Source organism: Pseudomonas sp. MDT1-17, from assembly GCF_054898105.1.
Map to the genome: position 1 here is coordinate 3,569,715 of NZ_JBUBVM010000001.1, position 16,358 is coordinate 3,586,072.

The following is a 16,358-nucleotide window of genomic DNA, read 5'->3' on the forward strand; positions in this document are numbered from 1 at the left end:
AGCTTTACCAATTTTGGCCAGAAGCCGAAGACGGCTTCCACGAATAGGCCTGATACATAGATGCAACGGGGCGACGGTTTTTTCAAAAGCGGGTAGACAGTGGGGGCGAGTCCATACATAGCAGCTGGCGAAGCCTGCGTTCGGCTGCGCAGCAGTCGTGAAATCAGGCAATGCAGTCCGTCAGTTACACCGTGCATTCAGGGTTTGCGACTGCTTCGCAGCCGAACGCAGGCTTCGCCAGCTGCTACATGGATCGCTTAACGGAACAAAATCAGTGTCAGCCCCACAACAGCCGCCAACACCAGCGCCCAGCTCAACATCAAGCTGCGCCACAGCCGCGGTGCACGGCGCATCTCCATGAAGCCATCGGTGATCAGCCACGCCTTGCCGACCGCCACCAGCAAGATGGCAATCGACAGCCCCCACGTCGCACCGGCCTGGGCCAGCATCACCGTGCACACGCTTAACGTCGCGAGCGCTGCCCAACAGACGAGCAAAACCCTGGAAACAGACATGAGAACCTCGTCAACTCAGCACATAGACCAGCGGAAAAAGCATGACCCAGATCAGATCGACCATGTGCCAATACAACACGCCGGATTCAAATCCGCTGCGCTTGTTGGCGTCGTACAGGCCACGGCGACAGCGCTCGGCCAGCCATCCGAGAATGACCATGCCGAGCAAGACGTGGAGAAAATGAAAACCGGTAAGGATCCAGTAGAGGGTGAAAAACGTGTTGTGCTCCATGCCCAGCCCCGAGGCCAGCAAGTGCCGGTATTCTGTGAGTTTCAGCACCACGTAGACACTGGCGACGAGCAACGCCATGAGCAGGAAGACGGCGCCATGTCGGGGCCGTGAGCGCCTGACTTGCTCTTGAGCCAGCGCAGCGAACAGCCCCGCGGTGAGCAGGCTCAGGGTCATCGCCAGCCCGGTCGAGGTGTTCAGCAATAAACGGCTTTCACTGAACATCTGCGGCTTGAGCACCTGGGTCACGGCGAACGCCAGGATCAGGATGGCGAACACCGACAGTTCGGCCAGTATGAAAAACCACATCGCCAGATCGCCCGGCAAGTCGCGACGCGAGACGCCCGAGGACTCAGCCGAAGTGGACATCAACCACGTCCATCAGGGCGGCAACGGTCAGCGGATCATCGCTCAGCGGCTCGGCCAGACAGGCCATGCAGGCCTCACGCGGGCTCATGCCGGAGCGAATCATACGTGCCGTGAAAATCAGCAGTCGCGTTGAGGCGACCTCCTCCAGATCATGTTGATCGAGTCGGCGCAGCGCCTGACCCAGCCGAACCACTTGCGCCGCCAGCGCGTTGTCCACCTGAGCCTCCCGGGCAACGATGCGTTCCTCATCGGCCACCGGCGGATAGCCGAAGCGCATCGCCACGAAGCGTTGTCGGGTGCTGGGCTTCATGCCTTTAAGCAGGTTCTGGTAACCGGGGTTGTAAGACACCACGAGCATGAATGACGGCGGCGCCTTCAGCACTTCGCCGGTGCGTTCCAGGAACAGTTCCCGACGATCATCGGCCAGGGGATGCAATACGACCACTGTGTCCTGGCGCGCCTCGACCACTTCGTCGAGGTAACAGATGCCGCCCTCTCGCACCGCGCGGGTCAGCGGTCCGTCCTGCCACCAGGTGCCTTGGGCACCGATCAGATGGCGACCGATCAGGTCGGCCGCGCTCAAATCATCGTGGCAAGCCACGGTGTACAGCGGCAGTTTCAGCCGATGGGCCATGTGCTGGACAAAACGGGTCTTGCCGCATCCCGTCGGGCCTTTGATCAGCACTGGCATGCCGTGTCGCCAGGCTTGTTCGAACAGCACCTCTTCATTATTGAGCGGTTGATAAAAGGGTTCGATCGGGTGTTCGCAAGACTGGATTCGGTCCATGGGCTGTCTGTTCCATAAGCGGATTCAAGCAACACGCTACGGGCCCCTGCGACAACCTGGCAAGGGACATGGTCGGCAAACTTGATCGCCGTCAAGCGAGCATTGGCCTGCTCGGGCATAGCCTTGCACGGCACTAAGAACCTGCGTTCTGCGCTGCCGTTTCAGCACATCGCAAAGGTCTTGCCTGAGGAGAAATGGAATGCTGATCAGCAATAGAAAAACGTTTGCCCTGACCCTCGCTACATTGTGTTCGTCACTGGCCCTGGCGGTGAGTCATGCCGCCAGCGCTGAAGAGCCCGCCGCTGCGGCCACCCCGCCCATGGTCAAAACTGCTGGCGCTCCCGACATGAGCCAGGCCGAGTTCGACTCATCAAAGGAAATCTACTTCCAGCGCTGCGCAGGCTGCCATGGCGTGTTGCGCAAAGGGGCTACCGGCAAACCGCTGACACCGGACATTACCCAGAACCGCGGGCAGCCATTCCTGGAGGCCTTGATTACCTACGGGTCGCCGGCGGGCATGCCGAACTGGGGAACGTCCAATGCGCTGACCAAGGATCAGATCACGTCAATGGCCAAGTTTATTCAGCACGCACCACCGACGCCGCCGGAATGGGGCATGGCCGAGACGCTGAAGACCTGGAAAGTGTTGGTCAAACCCGAGGATCGTCCGAAGAAGCAGCTGAGCAAACTCAACCTGCCGAACCTGTTTTCGGTGACGCTGCGCGATGACGGCAAGATCGCCCTGATCGACGGTGACAGCAAAAAGATCGTCAAGCTGATCGAGACCGGTTACGCAGTGCACATCTCGCGGATCTCCGCGTCGGGGCGCTACCTGCTGGTGATTGGTCGAGACGCGCGAATCGACATGATTGACCTGTGGCCAGTCGAGCCGACCAAGGTCGCCGAAGTCAAAGTGGGCATCGAGGCGCGCTCGGTCGAGACCTCCAAGTTCAAGGGCTACGAAGACAAATACACCATCGCCGGTTCTTATTGGCCGCCGCAGTTCACCATCATGGACGGCGAAACCCTGGAGCCGAAACAGATCGTTTCGACCCGCGGCATGACCGTCGACAAGCAGGACTATCACCCGGAACCCCGGGTCGCAGCGATCATCGCCTCCCACGAATGGCCGGAGTTCATCGTCAACGTCAAGGAAACCGGCAAGGTCATGCTGGTCAATTACCAGGACATCAAAAACCTCACCGTCACCTACATCGATGCCGCGCCGTTCCTGCATGACGGTGGCTGGGACAGCACGCACCGCTACTTCATGACCGCCGCCAACAATTCGAACAAGGTCGCCGTGATCGACTCCAAGGAGCGCAAGTTGACCGCGCTGGTGGACGTCGGCAAAACCCCTCACCCGGGTCGCGGCGCCAACTTCAACCACCCGACCTACGGCCCGGTCTGGGCCACCAGCCACTTGGGTGATGACGGCATCTCGCTGATCGGCACCGACCCGACCAAACACCCGCAATACGCCTGGAAGCAGGTCGCCTCGCTCAAGGGCCAGGGCGGCGGATCGCTGTTTATCAAAACCCATCCAAAATCCCGTCACCTGTACGTCGACACCACCCTCAACCCGGACACCAAGCTGAGTCAGTCGGTGGCGGTGTTCAACCTCGACAAGCTCGACGCTGGCTACACCGTGCTGCCCATCGCCGAATACGCGGGCATCAAGAAAGGCGCCATGCGCGTCGTGCAACCGGAATACAACAAGGCCGGCGATGAAGTCTGGTTCTCCGTGTGGAGCGGCCAGGAAGACGAATCGGCGCTGGTGGTGATCGACGACAAAACACTGAAGCTCAAGTCAGTCATCAAGGACAAACGACTGATCACACCCACCGGGAAGTTCAACGTCTACAACACCCAACACGACATTTATTGAGCTCCATCAATGCAAGGAAACATCATGAAAAATACTCTGTTTTCACTGTTCGCCCTGACCGCTGCGCTGAGCGTGCAGCCGGCCATGGCTGCCGAGGACGGGCCGGCGTTGTTCAAGAGCAAACCCTGCGCCGCCTGCCATTCCATCGACACCAAACTGGTCGGCCCCGCGCTCAAGGAAGTAGCGGCCAAGAATGCGGGCGTGGCCGGAGCCGCGGACACCCTGGCAGGCCACATCAAAAACGGCACATCAGGCAACTGGGGGCCGATGCCAATGCCGGCTAATCCGGTAACGGATGAAGAAGCGAAAATTCTCGCGACCTGGGTACTGACACTCAAATAACCGACTGGAGGGCGTCATGATGGTTTATCGACACGCTGCGATTCTGGCGGCCCTCCTCCTCATTTGCGCAACTGCGGTTGCGGCGCCGGACGCCCAGCGTCAGGCACAACTCGACCACCTGCTGACCCAGGACTGCGGCGCCTGCCATGGGCTGCACCTGACCGGCGGGCTGGGCCCCGAACTGACGCGCGCAGCGCTGGCCGGCAAGTCCAGGGACAGCCTGATTGCCACCGTCAGCCAAGGTCGGCCCGGTACCGCGATGCCCGGTTGGGCCCCGCTGCTCAGCCCCGACGACATTCGTTGGCTGGTCGATCTTCTTCTCCAGGGATACCCCGCACCATGATCCGTTCAATCCTGCTGTCAGCGGCGACCGGGCTATTGTTGTCCGCTTGCGTTCAGCCACCGTTGCGCGGCACCGGCGATCTGGGTGTGGTCGTGGAGCGCGCCACCGGCAGCGTACAAATCATCGAAAGCGACACACGCACCGCGCTGGCCCGACTCGAAGGTTTCGGCGATCTGTCCCATGCCTCGGTGGTGTTCTCCCGCGACCAGCGCTTTGCCTATGTGTTTGGGCGCGACGGCGGGTTGAGCAAAATCGATTTGCTGACCCGGCGTATCGACCATCGTGTGATCCAGGGCGGCAACAGCATTGGCGGCGCCATCAGTCAGGACGGCAAGTTGATCGCGGTGTCCAACTACGTGCCCGGCGGGGTCAAGGTGTTCGATGCCGCCACCCTGCAGTTGGTCGCTGATATTCCGGCCACGCCCCTGGCCGATGGCAGCAAGCGCTCCCGGGTGGTCGGCCTGGTCGACGCGCCGGGGCAACGTTTTGTGTTCAGCCTGTTCGATACCGGTGAGATCTGGACCGCCGATTTCAGTCAGGGCAACACACCACAAATCAGCCGTTTCACCGGCATCGGCCAGCAACCCTACGACGCCCTGATTACTCCCGATGGGCGCTACTACATGGCCGGGCTGTTCGGCGAAGACGGCATGGCCCAACTCGACCTCTGGCATCCAGAACGCGGTGTGCAGCGGGTACTCGGCGATTACGGACGCGGCCAGGCGAAACTCCCCGTGTACAAGATGCCGCACCTGGAAGGCTGGGCCGTCGCCGATAACCAGGCCTTCGTGCCCGCCGTTGGCCGTCATCAAGTGTTGGTGATGGATTCACGCACCTGGCAGCAGACCGCTGTGATCCCGGTCGCCGGTCAACCGATATTCGTCACGTCACGCCCGGACGGTCGGCAGCTATGGGTCAATTTCGCCTACCCGGACAATGATCGGGTTCAGGTCATCGACACCGAAACCCACGCCGTCGTCGCCGATCTGAAGCCGGGGCCGGCGGTGCTGCACATGGAATTCACCGCGCGCGGTGACCAACTGTGGCTGTCGTTACGCGACGGCGATCAGGTTCAGGTCTGGGATCCGTACAGCCTGAAGCTGCTGAGCACCCTGCCGGCCACCGCGCCGAGCGGCATCTTCTTCAGCAGTCGCGCGCAGAAAATGGGGTATTGAAATGAACCTTGAGCTGCTCAGTCGTCAACTCATCGACCGCTTCCAGCACGGCATGCCGCTGTGCCCCGCACCGTACAAGGAGATGGCGCGGATCCTCGGCTGCCGAGAATCCCAAGTGATGGCCTGCCTGGAAGAAATGGACAAGGCCGGCACCCTCTCACGGATCGGCCCGGTGTTCGAACACAGCCGCGCCGGGGCCAGCACCCTCGCCGCCTTCGCCGTGCCCGCCGAACGCCTGCAACAGGTGGCCGATCGCGTCAGTCAGTACCCCGAGGTCAATCACAACTACGCACGGGAGCATTTCTACAACCTGTGGTTTGTGCTGACCGGCCCTGATCGCCTTCACATCGAGCGTGTGCTCAAAGAACTCGAGGACGACACCGGCCTCATGCCGCTGGACCTGCCGATGTTGACTGCCTACCGCATCGACCTGGGCTTTGCCCTGGGAGAAGACTCATGAAACCTGGATTGAACCCCAAACAAGCGCTGGCGATGCGCCGGCACCTCGAAGGCGGGTTGCCGCTGGTATCGCGCCCCTATCAAGCTCTCGCCGAGCGGATAAACACTGACGAAGCCCAAGTCCTCGAACAAATGCGTCTGTGGAGCGAGCAAGGGCTGTTCCGCCGCGTTGGCCTGGTGCTGCACCATCGCGCGCTGGGCTTTACCGCCAACGCCATGCTGGTGCTGGATATCCCCGATGCGCTGATCGACGAAGTCGGCCAGCGCCTGGGGCGAGCGCCCGGCATTAACCTTTGCTATCAACGACCCCGGCGCTTGCCGCAGTGGCGGTACAACCTGTTTTGCATGGTGCACGGGCGTCAACGTGTCCAGGTGGAGGCGCAGATCCAGGCGCTGCTGGAAGACCATCTGCTGAGCGACCTGCCCCATCAACTGCTGTTCAGCAGCCAGGTCTTCAAACAGTGCGGTGGACGCTTTGCGCCCTCGCGAACAGGCGCACCCACCCATGGATGACCTCGACCGCCGACTGATCAACCGCTTGCAATTGGGCCTGCCGCTGGTGCGCCACCCCTGGCAGGCATTGGCTGCCGAACTGGAGAGCAGCAGCACTGAACTGCTCGACCGACTGCATGCCCTACTCGATGACGGCGTTCTCACACGCTTCGGCCCGATGTTCGACATTGAACAGCTGGGCGGCGCCTTCACTCTCGCCGCGCTGGCGGTGCCGGAAGAGCGTTTCGACGACGTCGCCGAGCAACTGCAGGGCATGCCGGAAGTGGCGCACAACTACCGACGCGAGCACGCCTGGAACATGTGGTTCGTGCTCGCCTGCGCAACTGAACATCACCTGACCGAAGCCCTGCAGCGCATCGAAACCCTGACCGGCCTCCCGCTGCTCAACCTGCCCAAAGAGGAGACCTACCATGTCGGTCTGTATTTCCCGGCCTGAAGACACCCTCGTCCAGCGTCTGATCGTGTTGACCCAGGCCGGTCTGCCGCTGCTGGACGACCCTTGGGCGTGGCTCGCGGAACAGCTGGGACTGAACATCGAATCCACCCTGGATCTGCTCAAGCGCTTGCAGGCCGAGGGCGCGATTCGGCGTATCGCCGCCGTGCCCAACCACTACCGATTAGGCTATCGCCACAACGGCATGACGGTCTGGAATGTGCGCGACACCGACATGCCGCGCCTCGGCGCGCTGATCGGCGCGCAACCCTTCGTCAGCCACTGCTATCGCCGCCCGCGCCGAATCGACTGGCGTTACAACCTGTTCGCCATGGTTCATGGCCGCAGCGCCGATGAAATCAACAGCTACCGCGAGCACCTGCGCTACTTGCTGGGCGACGCCTGTGTGGCCGACGAGATGCTGGTAAGCAGCCGCATCCTGAAAAAAACCGGCTTGCGTTTAATTCCGGTCAGTTCAACACACACCTTGTAGCAGCTGTCGAGCTTGCGAGGCTGCGTTCGGCTGCGAAGCAGTCGTGAAATCAGGCGATACGGTGCTTCAGATAAACCTCGCACACAGGTTTTACGACTGCTGCGCAGCCGAACGCAGCCTCGCAAGCTCGACAGCTGCTACGGGCATCAGGCTTGCGCTTGCCGCCCGCTTCACGCTGAACACACCCTGACTCAAGGAGAGTTGCATGTTGAGGATCAGCCAATACCTGCGTGCGCTGGCCGGCCAGGCGCCTGCGCCCAGAACCAGTCCCCCGGGCAGCAACCGGCCGCCGGTGGTGATCTGGAACCTGCTCAGGCGCTGCAACCTGACCTGCAAACATTGCTACGCCACCTCGGCTGATAGTGTCTTTCGCGACGAATTGGATACGGCCGCCGCGCTGACCGTGATCGACGACCTGCATGATGCCGGGGTGAAGGTGTTGATTCTCTCGGGTGGCGAACCGCTGTTGCGCGAGGATCTGTTTGTGCTCAGTGCGTATGCCCGGGCCAAGGGTTTCTTTGTGGCCTTGTCCACCAACGGCACGCTGATCGATGAGCAGAACATTTCGCAGATCAGCGCGGCGAATTTTGACTATGTCGGGATCAGCATCGATGGCCTGGAAGCCACCCACGATGCCTTCCGCCAACTCAAGGGCAGCTTCGCCCGTTCCCTGCAGGCGATCCGGCTCTGTCGCGAACAGGGCATCCGTGTCGGCCTGCGCACCACCCTGACCCAGGAGAACCATCCGCAGCTGCCTCAGTTACTGGCGCTGATGCGCGAGTACGACGTGCAAAAGTTTTACCTGTCGCACCTCAACTACAGCGGTCGCGGCAAACGCAGTCGCAAACTCGACGCGCAACAGCAGATGAGCCGCGAGGCCATGACACTGATCTTCGAACACGCCTGGGACGACATCCAACAGGGCCGCGACAGCGATTTTGTCAGCGGCAACAACGATGCCGACGCCATTCTCCTGCTGCAATGGGCCGGCCTTCGTCTTCCCGAGCATTACCCACGCCTGGAAAACATGCTCCGCGCCTGGGGCGGCAACGCGTCCGGCAGCGGCATCGCCAATATCGACAACACCGGCGAAGTACACCCCGACACCTACTGGTGGCAGCACTCAGTGGGCAATGTCCGGCGCACCCCCTTCCGCACACTGTGGCTGGACCAGCCGGATGCGCTGCTGTTGCGCCTGCGTGAGCATCCCCGCGCCGTCGGCGGCCGCTGCGCGAAATGCCGCTGGTTGCACATCTGCAACGGCAATACCCGCACACGCGCCTGGGCCGAGGGTGACCTCTGGGGCCAGGACCCCGGCTGCCACCTCAGCGATGACGAAATCGGTATGCCGCCGTCAACGACCATTCCTTGCATCACCCACTGAATAGCCCGTCCGGCCAACCAGCTGACAAAGGGCTGGGGCCGGTCAACCTGATGAAGCACCAAGGACGTCCCATGCCTCCATCGATTGCTATACCGGCCACCCTTCAATCCGCGTTCAGACCGGGCGAAGTTGCCCTGGTCGGCGCTGGCCCCGGCGATCCACGCCTGCTGACCCTGCGCGCCTGGAGCCTGTTGATGCAGGCCGACACCGTGGTCTATGACCGGCTGATCAGCCCCGAGCTGCTGACGTTGATCCCCCTCACCTGCGCCCGGCATTACGTCGGCAAGGCCAGCGGCTGCCACAGCCTGCCCCAGGAACAAATCAACGAACTGCTTGCTGACCTCGCCGATCAAGGACAGCGCGTGGTCCGGCTCAAGGGCGGCGACCCGTTCATCTTCGGTCGCGGCGCCGAGGAGCTGGAGTACCTGCTGCAACGCGGTGTTGACTGTCAGGTGGTGCCGGGCATTACCGCCGCTTCCGGCTGCAGCGCTTACGCGGGCATACCGTTGACTCACCGGGATCTGGTCAATTCCTGCCGATTCATCACCGGCCATTTGCAACGTGATGGTGAGTTGTCGCTGCCCTGGAGCAGCCTCGCCGACAGCAGCCAGACCTTGGTGTTTTACATGGGGTTGTCGAACCTGGGCATCATCGCTCAACGCTTGATCGAAGCCGGGCTGTCAGCCGATACGCCGGCGGCGCTGATCAGCAACGGCACGCGTCCCGACCAGCACGTCGCCCGTGGCAAGCTGCACCAACTGCCGACCCTGGCGCTGGATTGCCCACCGGGCATTCCGACACTGACGGTGATCGGCACCGTGGTCGATCTGTTTGCGGCAGAACAACTGGAATACCCGGCGCGGCTTTACCCGGCTCAAGCACTGCACCGCCATGCCAAGGTGGCGATATGAGGCGCATGGTCCTTGCCCACGTGTTATGGGTCAGTGCGGCCCATGCCGGCGCAGCGGTTCCACTCTCGGGCGCGGCACTTGAACAGGCCGCGCACAATTACCAGGAGCATTGCCAGCGCTGCCACGGCATTAACCGTCTCGGCGGTGCGGGGCCGGCGTTGTTGCCGGAAAGTCTCAGCCGAATCAAACCGGATGAAATTCGCAGCGTGATTCACAACGGCCGCCCTGCAAGCCAGATGGCCGGCTATGCCAACGTGTTCAGCCCCGCGCAGATCGACGCGCTGGTGGACTACCTTCAGCAACCGCCCGCCACCCCGCCCACCTGGAGCAATGACGACATTCGCGGCAGTCACTCGCTGCTCGCAGACCTCAGTAAGCTGCCCACCACGCCCCAACATGGCGCCGACCCACTGAACCTGTTCGTGGTGGTGGAAGCCGGCGACCATCACATCGACATCCTCGACGGTGACCGCTTTGAGGTGCTGGCGCGGTTTGCCTCGCACTTTGCCGTGCATGGCGGGCCGAAATTCTCGCCGGACGGGCGCTTCGTTTACTTTGCCTCTCGTGACGGCTGGATCAGCCTGTATGACTTGCACAACCTGAAACTGATCGCCGAGGTCCGCGCCGGGATCAACACCCGCAACCTGGCGGTGAGCAAGGATGGACGGTGGGTGCTGGTGGGCAACTATTTGCCCGGCAACCTGGTGGTGCTTGATGCCCGCGATCTGTCGCTGGTCAAAACCATTCCCACGATCGGGCAGGACGGCACCGCGTCACGGGTCAGCGCGGTCTACTCCGCTCCGCCGCGCGACAGCTTTATCGTGGCGCTCAAAGACGTGAAGGAAGTCTGGGAACTGTCCTGGGCCGGCACCCCGGATTTCCAGCCACGGCGGATCCCTGCCGGGGATGTTCTCGACGATTTCTCCTTTTCACCGGACTACAAGCAACTGCTGGCCACCTCGCGCAAGGCCCAGGGCGGTCAGGTAGTCGACCTCGACAGCGGCAAGGTGGTCACCGACATCCCGCTGCCGGGCATGCCGCATTTGGGGTCGGGGACCTATTGGAAACGTAACGGTGAGTGGGTGTTCGCCACGCCAAATATCAGCAAGGGGCTGATCTCGGTCATCGACTTCAAGACCTGGAAACTGATCAAGGAAATTCCGACCCTGGGGCCGGGTTTCTTCATGCGCAGTCACGTCAACTCGCGGTATGCCTGGAGCGACGTGTTCTTTGGGCCGGACAACGATGCGATCCACCTGATCGACAAGCAGACCCTGGAAATCGCCCACACGCTGCGCCCGATGCCCGGTAAAACCGCCGCTCATGTTGAGTTCACCCGGGATGGCCGCTACCTGCTGCTGAGCATCTGGGCCACCGACGGCGCACTGATCGTCTACGACAGCAACACCCTTAAGGAGATCAAACGCATTGCGATGAACAAGCCGTCGGGCAAGTACAACGTGGGGAACAAGATTGAGTTTGCTGAGGGGACTTCGCATTAGGGCTCCTGCCCTCACGCACATCCCTGTAGCAGCTGCCGAAGGCTGCGTTCGGCTGCGAAGCAGACGCAAGACCTGCCTCCTCGGTAAACCTGACACACCGCAGCGTCTGATTTTGCGACTGCTGCGCAGCCGAACGCAGCCTTCGGCAGCTGCTACAGACTGCATAGAGGCTTCAGCCCAGGGTGTATCCATTGTCGACTTTGAAGATCGTTCCCACGCGTAGCAAAGGAATGCATCCCGTGACGCTCCGGGTCACCAGTGCACAAGACTTACGCCTTGCGTCGACAGCGGGACGCGGAGCATGGGAACGATCAGTGAGTGAGCGGCGGGGGCTGTTGATCTTGCTTTGGCTTTGGCTTTTGATCTTGATCTGCCCCGTCGGAAGGCCCACGGAGCAGGACCGGAGCGAGGGCATGCCGAGCCTAGGCGAGGCACCGTACGTCAGGGGCAAGAGCGCTTGGTTACTTGGCGCTTCTCCAAGTGACCCGCTGTAAAAGTGGAACCAATAGCCGCCGTTACCGCAGAAACGGATATGTACCCCGAGCGTAAATATTTACCCTTCAGCCCAAGGTGTAACCGTTATCGACCTTCCAGTCCTGACCGTAAACACCGCGAGCACCCTGCGACAGCTGAAAGACAATCACATTGGCCACCGCCGCCGCGTCGAGAAAGTGACCGGGCAGCAGGCGTTTGGTGAGGTGGGTAGCGACGTCTTCAAGCTGATCTTCGCTCAACCCAAGGTTGTCCCACATCGAGGTCGCGGTCGGTCCCGGGGAGACCAGATTGATGCGCACTTCAAAGCTCGCGAACTCCACCGCCAGCGTGCGTACCTGAGCCGCGAGCGCAGCCTTGCTGGCAATGCAGGCGGCCAGCCCGGGGAAGCTCGAACCGGTCAGGAAACTCCCGACAAACACCACCGAAGCCGGCCTCGCCAATTCACCCCGCAACGCCGCCAGGGTATTCAGCGCCCCGGCGCCGTTGACCGCCCACTGACGCTGGAAGGCCGACATATCCAGGCTGTCGGCCATCTCGGCGATACCCGCATTGGGCACCAGATAGTCCACGGGACCCAGCGCCGCAGCGCGCTCGGCCAGCTCGCGCAAATCTTGCTGATGCGTGACGTCCCCGGCAAACCACTGCAACCGTTCGCCGTAGATCTGCTGCAAGGCCGGCAGTTCACCCAGGGTCCGTGACATCGCCAGCACCTTGACGCCACGCAGTAACAACGCGGTGCACAGTGCCAGACCTATCCCGGAGCTGGCACCCGTGACCACCGCCAAACGATCCTGAAACTCGGTATTCATCATCTTCTCCTGGGCATCGCGGATGCCAAGCACTGGGGACGTAGCGAGCCCCTATCTTTGAGCAGGTGAAGAAATACCGACTTGACGGCGATCAGATTTTCGCGACGACGCTAGTGTTGCTGCAGCAGCGCAGGAGTGATCTCGCTGAAGCGCAGCAAGCGACCGCCCTGCTCCGCGGCAAGCTTTTCAGCGGCCTGCCGACTGGAGAAGGACGCCAGCACGACGCCCATGGCGCCTTTGAGTTGGGTGCCGACCACGTAAAACGCATCTTTGGCATCGATCAGGTGGGCGTCATCCGGCGCGTTCCACGGACTGCGGCCCATGTCGTGGACATACAGTCTGGCATTGCCATGATGATTTTCCGGCTGCAACCACCAACCGATCATTTCCGCCGTGGAGCAGAACTTCTTGATCCCGGCCGGCTCGACCACTTCGCCCTTGGGTCCGGGGAATCCGTTGATGATCATCCCGCAGACATGGCATTCATCACTGGGATGAAAGGCTGCGGCGGCGTCGTTGTAGGTGGCTTGCGCCGGATTGTCACAGGCCGACAGCAACAGACACATCATCAGGCCCGCCACTGCGCGCACCGTCGTCAGATAAAACGCACTCATCGTCAGCTACTCCAAAACTATCAAAGGGGAAGTTCATGTCGCCCGGCGTCGAAACAACAGCCAGGCCGAGCCCAACGGCGCCACCACCCACAGCGACAGGCATAGCCAGAGCATCGAGCCCGGCATCGGCAAATCGCTGCCCAGCGTCAGCACACCCGCGGCATGGGCGCCGGGTTCAAAACCGGAAAGGTTGATCAGGCGATAGATGTCGGCGGGATTGAGCAACAGCAACCAGGGCAGCACTTTCGGGTTGAACTGCCCTTCACTCAGCACCAGCAGCGCCAGCAGTGCCAGGTCGAACACCAGCACGAAGAAGAACCAGACACCCAACGCCAACCCGGCCGCCGTGGATTTCTCGGCAGACACACTGCTCAGTACATAGGCCAGCCCCAGAAAACCCCAGCCCAGCAACGTCGACGACGCCATGAACCGGCCAAAGGCCCAGAGCAGCAGGCTCAGTTCGACATCATCCACCAACACGGCGATGGCCAGCATCGCGCAACCAAAACCGATCAACGTCGCCAGCGCCAGGATCAACCCGTGGCCGACAAACTTGCCGAGCAGAATCTGCCCGCGACCCAAGGGATAGGTCAGCAACAGCAGCAACGTGCCGCTCTCGTCCTCGCCAACGATGGCGTCATAGGCCAACAGCAACGCAATCAACGGCATCAAAAACGTTGCCAGACTGGCGAGGCTGGCAATGGTGGCCGGCACCGAAGTGAAACCCAATTGCCCGGAGGCTGCCGCGCCCAGCCAGGCGATACCGATGGCGAGCACCGCGAACAACACACTGATCGCCAACAACCAGCGATTGCGCAAACCGTCGCTGAATTCCTTGCGGGCCATGTTCCAGACAGCGTTCATACGGCCTCCCCGATCGACGCCGCACCGGCCCGGCTCATGTAGTAGCGGTAAATATCTTCCAGAGACGGCTGATGGATTTCCACGTCGGCCGGTTCGTCTTCATTGAGCAATTGGCGCAACAGCCCGAGCTTGCTGCCATTGAGCGCAGCCACTTCAAGCCCTTCGACGCCCCAGCGCTCGGTGACGTGCCCGGCGTTGTTCCAGCGTTGCTGCAAGGGTCCGGCGTGCTTGAGGCCGTTGGCGCGAATCAGCGTCGGCAACCCGGCTTCCTCGCGCAAACTGTGCAGACTGCCGAGGGCCAGCAGGCGGCCCTGGGTCAGAATCGCTGCGCGGTTGATGTGCGCCTCGACGCCCGGCAACACGTGAGAACACAGAATGATGCTGGTGCCCTGGCTGCGCAGGCGATCGAGCAAGCGATAGAGATCCTGGGTAGCGATGGGATCGAGGCCGACGGTCGGCTCGTCCAGCAACAACAAACGCGGCTCGCCGAGCAGCGCTTGCGCCAGCCCCAAGCGTTGACGCATGCCTTTGGAATAGGTCTTGACCCGCCGATGTGCCGCCCCCGCCAGGCCAACTTCCTCGAGCAGCAAGTCAACCTGAGCAGGCGCTGCGCCTTTGAGTCGCGCGAAATGGCGCAAGGTCTCAAGACCGCTCAACTGCGGGTAAAAGGTCACGTTCTCCGGCAGATAACCGAGCAGGCGCCGCACGTGGGGATCACTGGGCAAACGGCCGAACACCCTGACCTGCCCTTCGCTGGGCTGGAGCAGGCCCAGCACCAGTTTCATGCTGGTGGTCTTGCCCGCGCCGTTGTGCCCGAACAAACCCAGTACTTCACCTTCCGCCAGGCTGAGGTTCAACCGATGCAACACCGTGGCGTGCCCATAACGCTGGCTGACACCTTCTATGTCGATGACGTTCATGCCGCGGGCTCCTGGGTCAGGGTTTGAGTGGATGACTTCATCAGCGGATGACTGTCCAGCACCCCCGGCGATTTCATCACCGGAAAGGCCCGTTGCACCCAGCGCAGCAACTCGATGCCGGGGCTGTTCATCAACAGCCGCACCTGCGGGTACAGCCACAGCAGACGGTCGACGTTGTCATTGGGTTCGTAGGCGATATCGCCGAGACCATCGTTGTTGCGGTCCCAGCCCAGGTAATCGCTCCAGTAATTGCCTCGCCCCTCTGCCGACCATTCCTGCAAACGGGTGGCGACGTACTTGACCTGCCGTCGATTGCCGACAAAAGCGTTGTCGGCGATGCGGTTATCTTCCGAGCCTGCGGTGAGATGGATGCCCACGGCGCTGTGCTCGAAGTGGTTGTGTTCGATGCTGTTGAACAGCGAGTTGTAGATGAATAACGCCTTGCCCTCGGCACCGCTGATCATGCTGTCGCCGGTCGAGCCGTCGCGCACGTCGGTGACGAAGTTGTCACGCAAGGTTGAATAGGTGATGTAGTTCATCAGGATCCCGTAGTTCTGATCCTGCTCGGAGCGATTGCCGATCACCGTGAGCTTGCGGCTTTGCATCAAGGCGTAGCCGGTGCGGGTGCGGCGCGTGGTGTTGCCGAGCAACTGGTTATCGTTGGCGAACATGTAATGCACGCCATAGCGCAGGTCTTCGAGGGTATTGCCCTGCAGCAGGTTGCCGTTCGAGGTGTCGATGTAGATGCCGTCGCGGGTGTCGCGGACCTGATTGCCAATGACCTTGGCGCCATGCACGGCATACAGATGAATGCCGTTGCCGCGATCCTGCGAGCGCATCGTCGGATCACCCTGAATGCGGTTGTCGATCAGGCTCACATCCTGAGTGCCGTCGACCCAGATGCCGAAGCCCCGACCTTGCAGGTGATTGCCTTTAATCACCGCACCATGGGCCTTGGGCTGGATGAACAGCCCCGCGTTCATCGCGGTGAGGTCGTGCCCCCAGTCCAGAAAGGTACAGCCCTCGATGCCGACATCCGGCGCACTGATGATCAAGCCGTTGCCCTGCCCCTCTCCCTGGAACACCGCGCCCGGCTCGCAGACAATTTGCATCGGTTGATCGACGCTGAACGATCCACGGTATTCCCCCGCCGGCAGGTGCCAGCGTTGCTCGGCGTCCAGTTTCAACGGCAAGCTAGTGACGGGTTGCACCGCCGCCAGCGCGCTGCCGCCAAGCGACAGGAGCGCCAGTGCAATGACCTTCATCGGGGTTTGCTTGAAATCGGTCATTGGCCCGCTCCTGTCGATGGGCAA

At 61.6% G+C, this 16,358-nt stretch carries 19 protein-coding genes; 11 read left to right on the forward strand and 8 right to left on the reverse strand.

The window, feature by feature from the left end; all coding sequences use genetic code 11:
• Positions 1-257: 257 nt before the first annotated feature.
• Genes ACYZTX_RS16585 through ACYZTX_RS16595 form a run of 3 tightly spaced genes read right to left on the reverse strand, consistent with a single transcriptional unit; the run spans position 258 to position 1,900 of the window.
• The gene (locus ACYZTX_RS16585; RefSeq protein ID WP_462034969.1) at positions 258-515 is read right to left on the reverse strand and encodes a cytochrome C oxidase subunit IV family protein; all 258 of its coding nucleotides are present in this window, start codon (positions 513-515) and stop codon (positions 258-260) included.
• Positions 516-525: 10 nt separating this feature from the next.
• Positions 526-1,113: a cytochrome c oxidase subunit 3 family protein gene (locus tag ACYZTX_RS16590; protein WP_462034970.1), complete on the reverse strand. Its 588-nt coding sequence runs from the start codon at positions 1,111-1,113 to the stop codon at positions 526-528.
• Entirely contained in the window at positions 1,097-1,900 is an 804-nt protein-coding gene (locus ACYZTX_RS16595) for an AAA family ATPase (RefSeq protein WP_462034971.1), read from the reverse strand. The genes ACYZTX_RS16590 and ACYZTX_RS16595 overlap by 17 nt, the downstream gene beginning before the upstream one ends.
• 199 nt (positions 1,901-2,099) lie before the next feature.
• Here ACYZTX_RS16595 and ACYZTX_RS16600 point away from each other — a divergent pair, with 199 nt between their 5' ends.
• The 11 genes from ACYZTX_RS16600 to ACYZTX_RS16650 all read left to right on the forward strand — a co-directional run bounded on the left by ACYZTX_RS16600 (position 2,100) and on the right by ACYZTX_RS16650 (position 11,343).
• Positions 2,100-3,788: a cytochrome D1 domain-containing protein gene (locus ACYZTX_RS16600; RefSeq protein WP_462034972.1), complete on the forward strand. Its 1,689-nt coding sequence runs from the start codon at positions 2,100-2,102 to the stop codon at positions 3,786-3,788.
• 24 nt (positions 3,789-3,812) lie between these two features.
• Complete coding sequence (locus ACYZTX_RS16605) at positions 3,813-4,130, forward strand: c-type cytochrome (RefSeq protein ID WP_462034973.1); 318 nt, start codon at positions 3,813-3,815, stop codon at positions 4,128-4,130.
• A gap of 16 nt (positions 4,131-4,146) precedes the next feature.
• Complete coding sequence (locus ACYZTX_RS16610; RefSeq protein ID WP_462034974.1) at positions 4,147-4,473, forward strand: c-type cytochrome; 327 nt, start codon at positions 4,147-4,149, stop codon at positions 4,471-4,473.
• Positions 4,470-5,648, forward strand: a complete 1,179-nt coding sequence (locus tag ACYZTX_RS16615) for a cytochrome D1 domain-containing protein (RefSeq protein ID WP_462034975.1) — start codon at positions 4,470-4,472, stop codon at positions 5,646-5,648. Before ACYZTX_RS16610 ends, ACYZTX_RS16615 begins: the two co-directional genes overlap by 4 nt.
• A gap of 1 nt (position 5,649) precedes the next feature.
• Positions 5,650-6,108 (forward strand): Lrp/AsnC family transcriptional regulator, encoded by a 459-nt coding sequence (locus tag ACYZTX_RS16620; RefSeq protein WP_462034976.1) that lies wholly within the window; start codon positions 5,650-5,652, stop codon positions 6,106-6,108.
• Complete coding sequence (gene ahbB, locus ACYZTX_RS16625) at positions 6,105-6,620, forward strand: siroheme decarboxylase subunit beta (protein ID WP_462034977.1); 516 nt, start codon at positions 6,105-6,107, stop codon at positions 6,618-6,620. Before ACYZTX_RS16620 ends, ahbB (ACYZTX_RS16625) begins: the two co-directional genes overlap by 4 nt.
• Positions 6,613-7,056: an Lrp/AsnC family transcriptional regulator gene (locus ACYZTX_RS16630; RefSeq protein ID WP_462034978.1), complete on the forward strand. Its 444-nt coding sequence runs from the start codon at positions 6,613-6,615 to the stop codon at positions 7,054-7,056. The genes ahbB (ACYZTX_RS16625) and ACYZTX_RS16630 overlap by 8 nt, the downstream gene beginning before the upstream one ends.
• A complete protein-coding gene (gene ahbB / locus ACYZTX_RS16635; protein WP_462034979.1) occupies positions 7,031-7,546 on the forward strand; it encodes a siroheme decarboxylase subunit beta in 516 nt (171 codons plus the stop codon). Before ACYZTX_RS16630 ends, ahbB (ACYZTX_RS16635) begins: the two co-directional genes overlap by 26 nt.
• A gap of 205 nt (positions 7,547-7,751) precedes the next feature.
• On the forward strand, positions 7,752-8,930 hold the full coding sequence (nirJ, locus tag ACYZTX_RS16640; RefSeq protein ID WP_462034980.1) for a heme d1 biosynthesis radical SAM protein NirJ: 1,179 nt from the start codon (positions 7,752-7,754) through the stop codon (positions 8,928-8,930).
• 71 nt (positions 8,931-9,001) lie between these two features.
• Entirely contained in the window at positions 9,002-9,841 is an 840-nt protein-coding gene (gene cobA / locus ACYZTX_RS16645) for a uroporphyrinogen-III C-methyltransferase (protein ID WP_462034981.1), read from the forward strand.
• Entirely contained in the window at positions 9,838-11,343 is a 1,506-nt protein-coding gene (locus ACYZTX_RS16650; RefSeq protein ID WP_462034982.1) for a cytochrome D1 domain-containing protein, read from the forward strand. The genes cobA and ACYZTX_RS16650 overlap by 4 nt, the downstream gene beginning before the upstream one ends.
• A gap of 560 nt (positions 11,344-11,903) precedes the next feature.
• On the opposite strand, the gene ACYZTX_RS16655 is transcribed toward ACYZTX_RS16650, so the two are convergent.
• The 5 genes from ACYZTX_RS16655 to ACYZTX_RS16675 all read right to left on the reverse strand — a co-directional run bounded on the left by ACYZTX_RS16655 (position 11,904) and on the right by ACYZTX_RS16675 (position 16,334).
• Positions 11,904-12,647: an SDR family NAD(P)-dependent oxidoreductase gene (locus ACYZTX_RS16655; protein ID WP_462034983.1), complete on the reverse strand. Its 744-nt coding sequence runs from the start codon at positions 12,645-12,647 to the stop codon at positions 11,904-11,906.
• 110 nt (positions 12,648-12,757) lie between these two features.
• Positions 12,758-13,261: a nitrous oxide reductase accessory protein NosL gene (locus ACYZTX_RS16660; protein WP_462034984.1), complete on the reverse strand. Its 504-nt coding sequence runs from the start codon at positions 13,259-13,261 to the stop codon at positions 12,758-12,760.
• A gap of 33 nt (positions 13,262-13,294) precedes the next feature.
• Positions 13,295-14,125 (reverse strand): ABC transporter permease, encoded by an 831-nt coding sequence (locus tag ACYZTX_RS16665; protein ID WP_462034985.1) that lies wholly within the window; start codon positions 14,123-14,125, stop codon positions 13,295-13,297.
• On the reverse strand, positions 14,122-15,045 hold the full coding sequence (locus tag ACYZTX_RS16670; protein ID WP_462034986.1) for an ABC transporter ATP-binding protein: 924 nt from the start codon (positions 15,043-15,045) through the stop codon (positions 14,122-14,124). Before ACYZTX_RS16670 ends, ACYZTX_RS16665 begins: the two co-directional genes overlap by 4 nt.
• Complete coding sequence (locus ACYZTX_RS16675; RefSeq protein ID WP_462034987.1) at positions 15,042-16,334, reverse strand: nitrous oxide reductase family maturation protein NosD; 1,293 nt, start codon at positions 16,332-16,334, stop codon at positions 15,042-15,044. The genes ACYZTX_RS16670 and ACYZTX_RS16675 overlap by 4 nt, the downstream gene beginning before the upstream one ends.
• Between the last annotated feature and the right edge of the window lie 24 nt (positions 16,335-16,358).

Bases quoted from the DNA above. Each gene is read 5' to 3' on its own strand.
- ACYZTX_RS16600 (WP_462034972.1), top strand. From the start codon at position 2,100: ATGCTGATCAGCAATAGAAAAACGTTTGCCCTGACCCTCGCTACATTG.
- ACYZTX_RS16630 (WP_462034978.1), top strand. From the start codon at position 6,613: ATGGATGACCTCGACCGCCGACTGATCAACCGCTTGCAATTGGGCCTG.
- ACYZTX_RS16590 (WP_462034970.1), bottom strand. From the start codon at position 1,113: ATGTCCACTTCGGCTGAGTCCTCGGGCGTCTCGCGTCGCGACTTGCCG.
- ACYZTX_RS16670 (WP_462034986.1), bottom strand. From the start codon at position 15,045: ATGAACGTCATCGACATAGAAGGTGTCAGCCAGCGTTATGGGCACGCC.
- ACYZTX_RS16660 (WP_462034984.1), bottom strand. From the start codon at position 13,261: ATGAGTGCGTTTTATCTGACGACGGTGCGCGCAGTGGCGGGCCTGATG.
- ACYZTX_RS16585 (WP_462034969.1), bottom strand. From the start codon at position 515: ATGTCTGTTTCCAGGGTTTTGCTCGTCTGTTGGGCAGCGCTCGCGACG.
- ACYZTX_RS16650 (WP_462034982.1), top strand. From the start codon at position 9,838: ATGAGGCGCATGGTCCTTGCCCACGTGTTATGGGTCAGTGCGGCCCAT.
- ACYZTX_RS16655 (WP_462034983.1), bottom strand. From the start codon at position 12,647: ATGAATACCGAGTTTCAGGATCGTTTGGCGGTGGTCACGGGTGCCAGC.
- ACYZTX_RS16615 (WP_462034975.1), top strand. From the start codon at position 4,470: ATGATCCGTTCAATCCTGCTGTCAGCGGCGACCGGGCTATTGTTGTCC.
- nirJ (WP_462034980.1), top strand. From the start codon at position 7,752: ATGTTGAGGATCAGCCAATACCTGCGTGCGCTGGCCGGCCAGGCGCCT.
- cobA (WP_462034981.1), top strand. From the start codon at position 9,002: ATGCCTCCATCGATTGCTATACCGGCCACCCTTCAATCCGCGTTCAGA.
- ACYZTX_RS16605 (WP_462034973.1), top strand. From the start codon at position 3,813: ATGAAAAATACTCTGTTTTCACTGTTCGCCCTGACCGCTGCGCTGAGC.
- ahbB (WP_462034977.1), top strand. From the start codon at position 6,105: ATGAAACCTGGATTGAACCCCAAACAAGCGCTGGCGATGCGCCGGCAC.
- ACYZTX_RS16620 (WP_462034976.1), top strand. From the start codon at position 5,650: ATGAACCTTGAGCTGCTCAGTCGTCAACTCATCGACCGCTTCCAGCAC.
- ACYZTX_RS16595 (WP_462034971.1), bottom strand. From the start codon at position 1,900: ATGGACCGAATCCAGTCTTGCGAACACCCGATCGAACCCTTTTATCAA.
- ACYZTX_RS16675 (WP_462034987.1), bottom strand. From the start codon at position 16,334: ATGACCGATTTCAAGCAAACCCCGATGAAGGTCATTGCACTGGCGCTC.
- ACYZTX_RS16610 (WP_462034974.1), top strand. From the start codon at position 4,147: ATGATGGTTTATCGACACGCTGCGATTCTGGCGGCCCTCCTCCTCATT.
- ACYZTX_RS16665 (WP_462034985.1), bottom strand. From the start codon at position 14,125: ATGAACGCTGTCTGGAACATGGCCCGCAAGGAATTCAGCGACGGTTTG.
- ahbB (WP_462034979.1), top strand. From the start codon at position 7,031: ATGTCGGTCTGTATTTCCCGGCCTGAAGACACCCTCGTCCAGCGTCTG.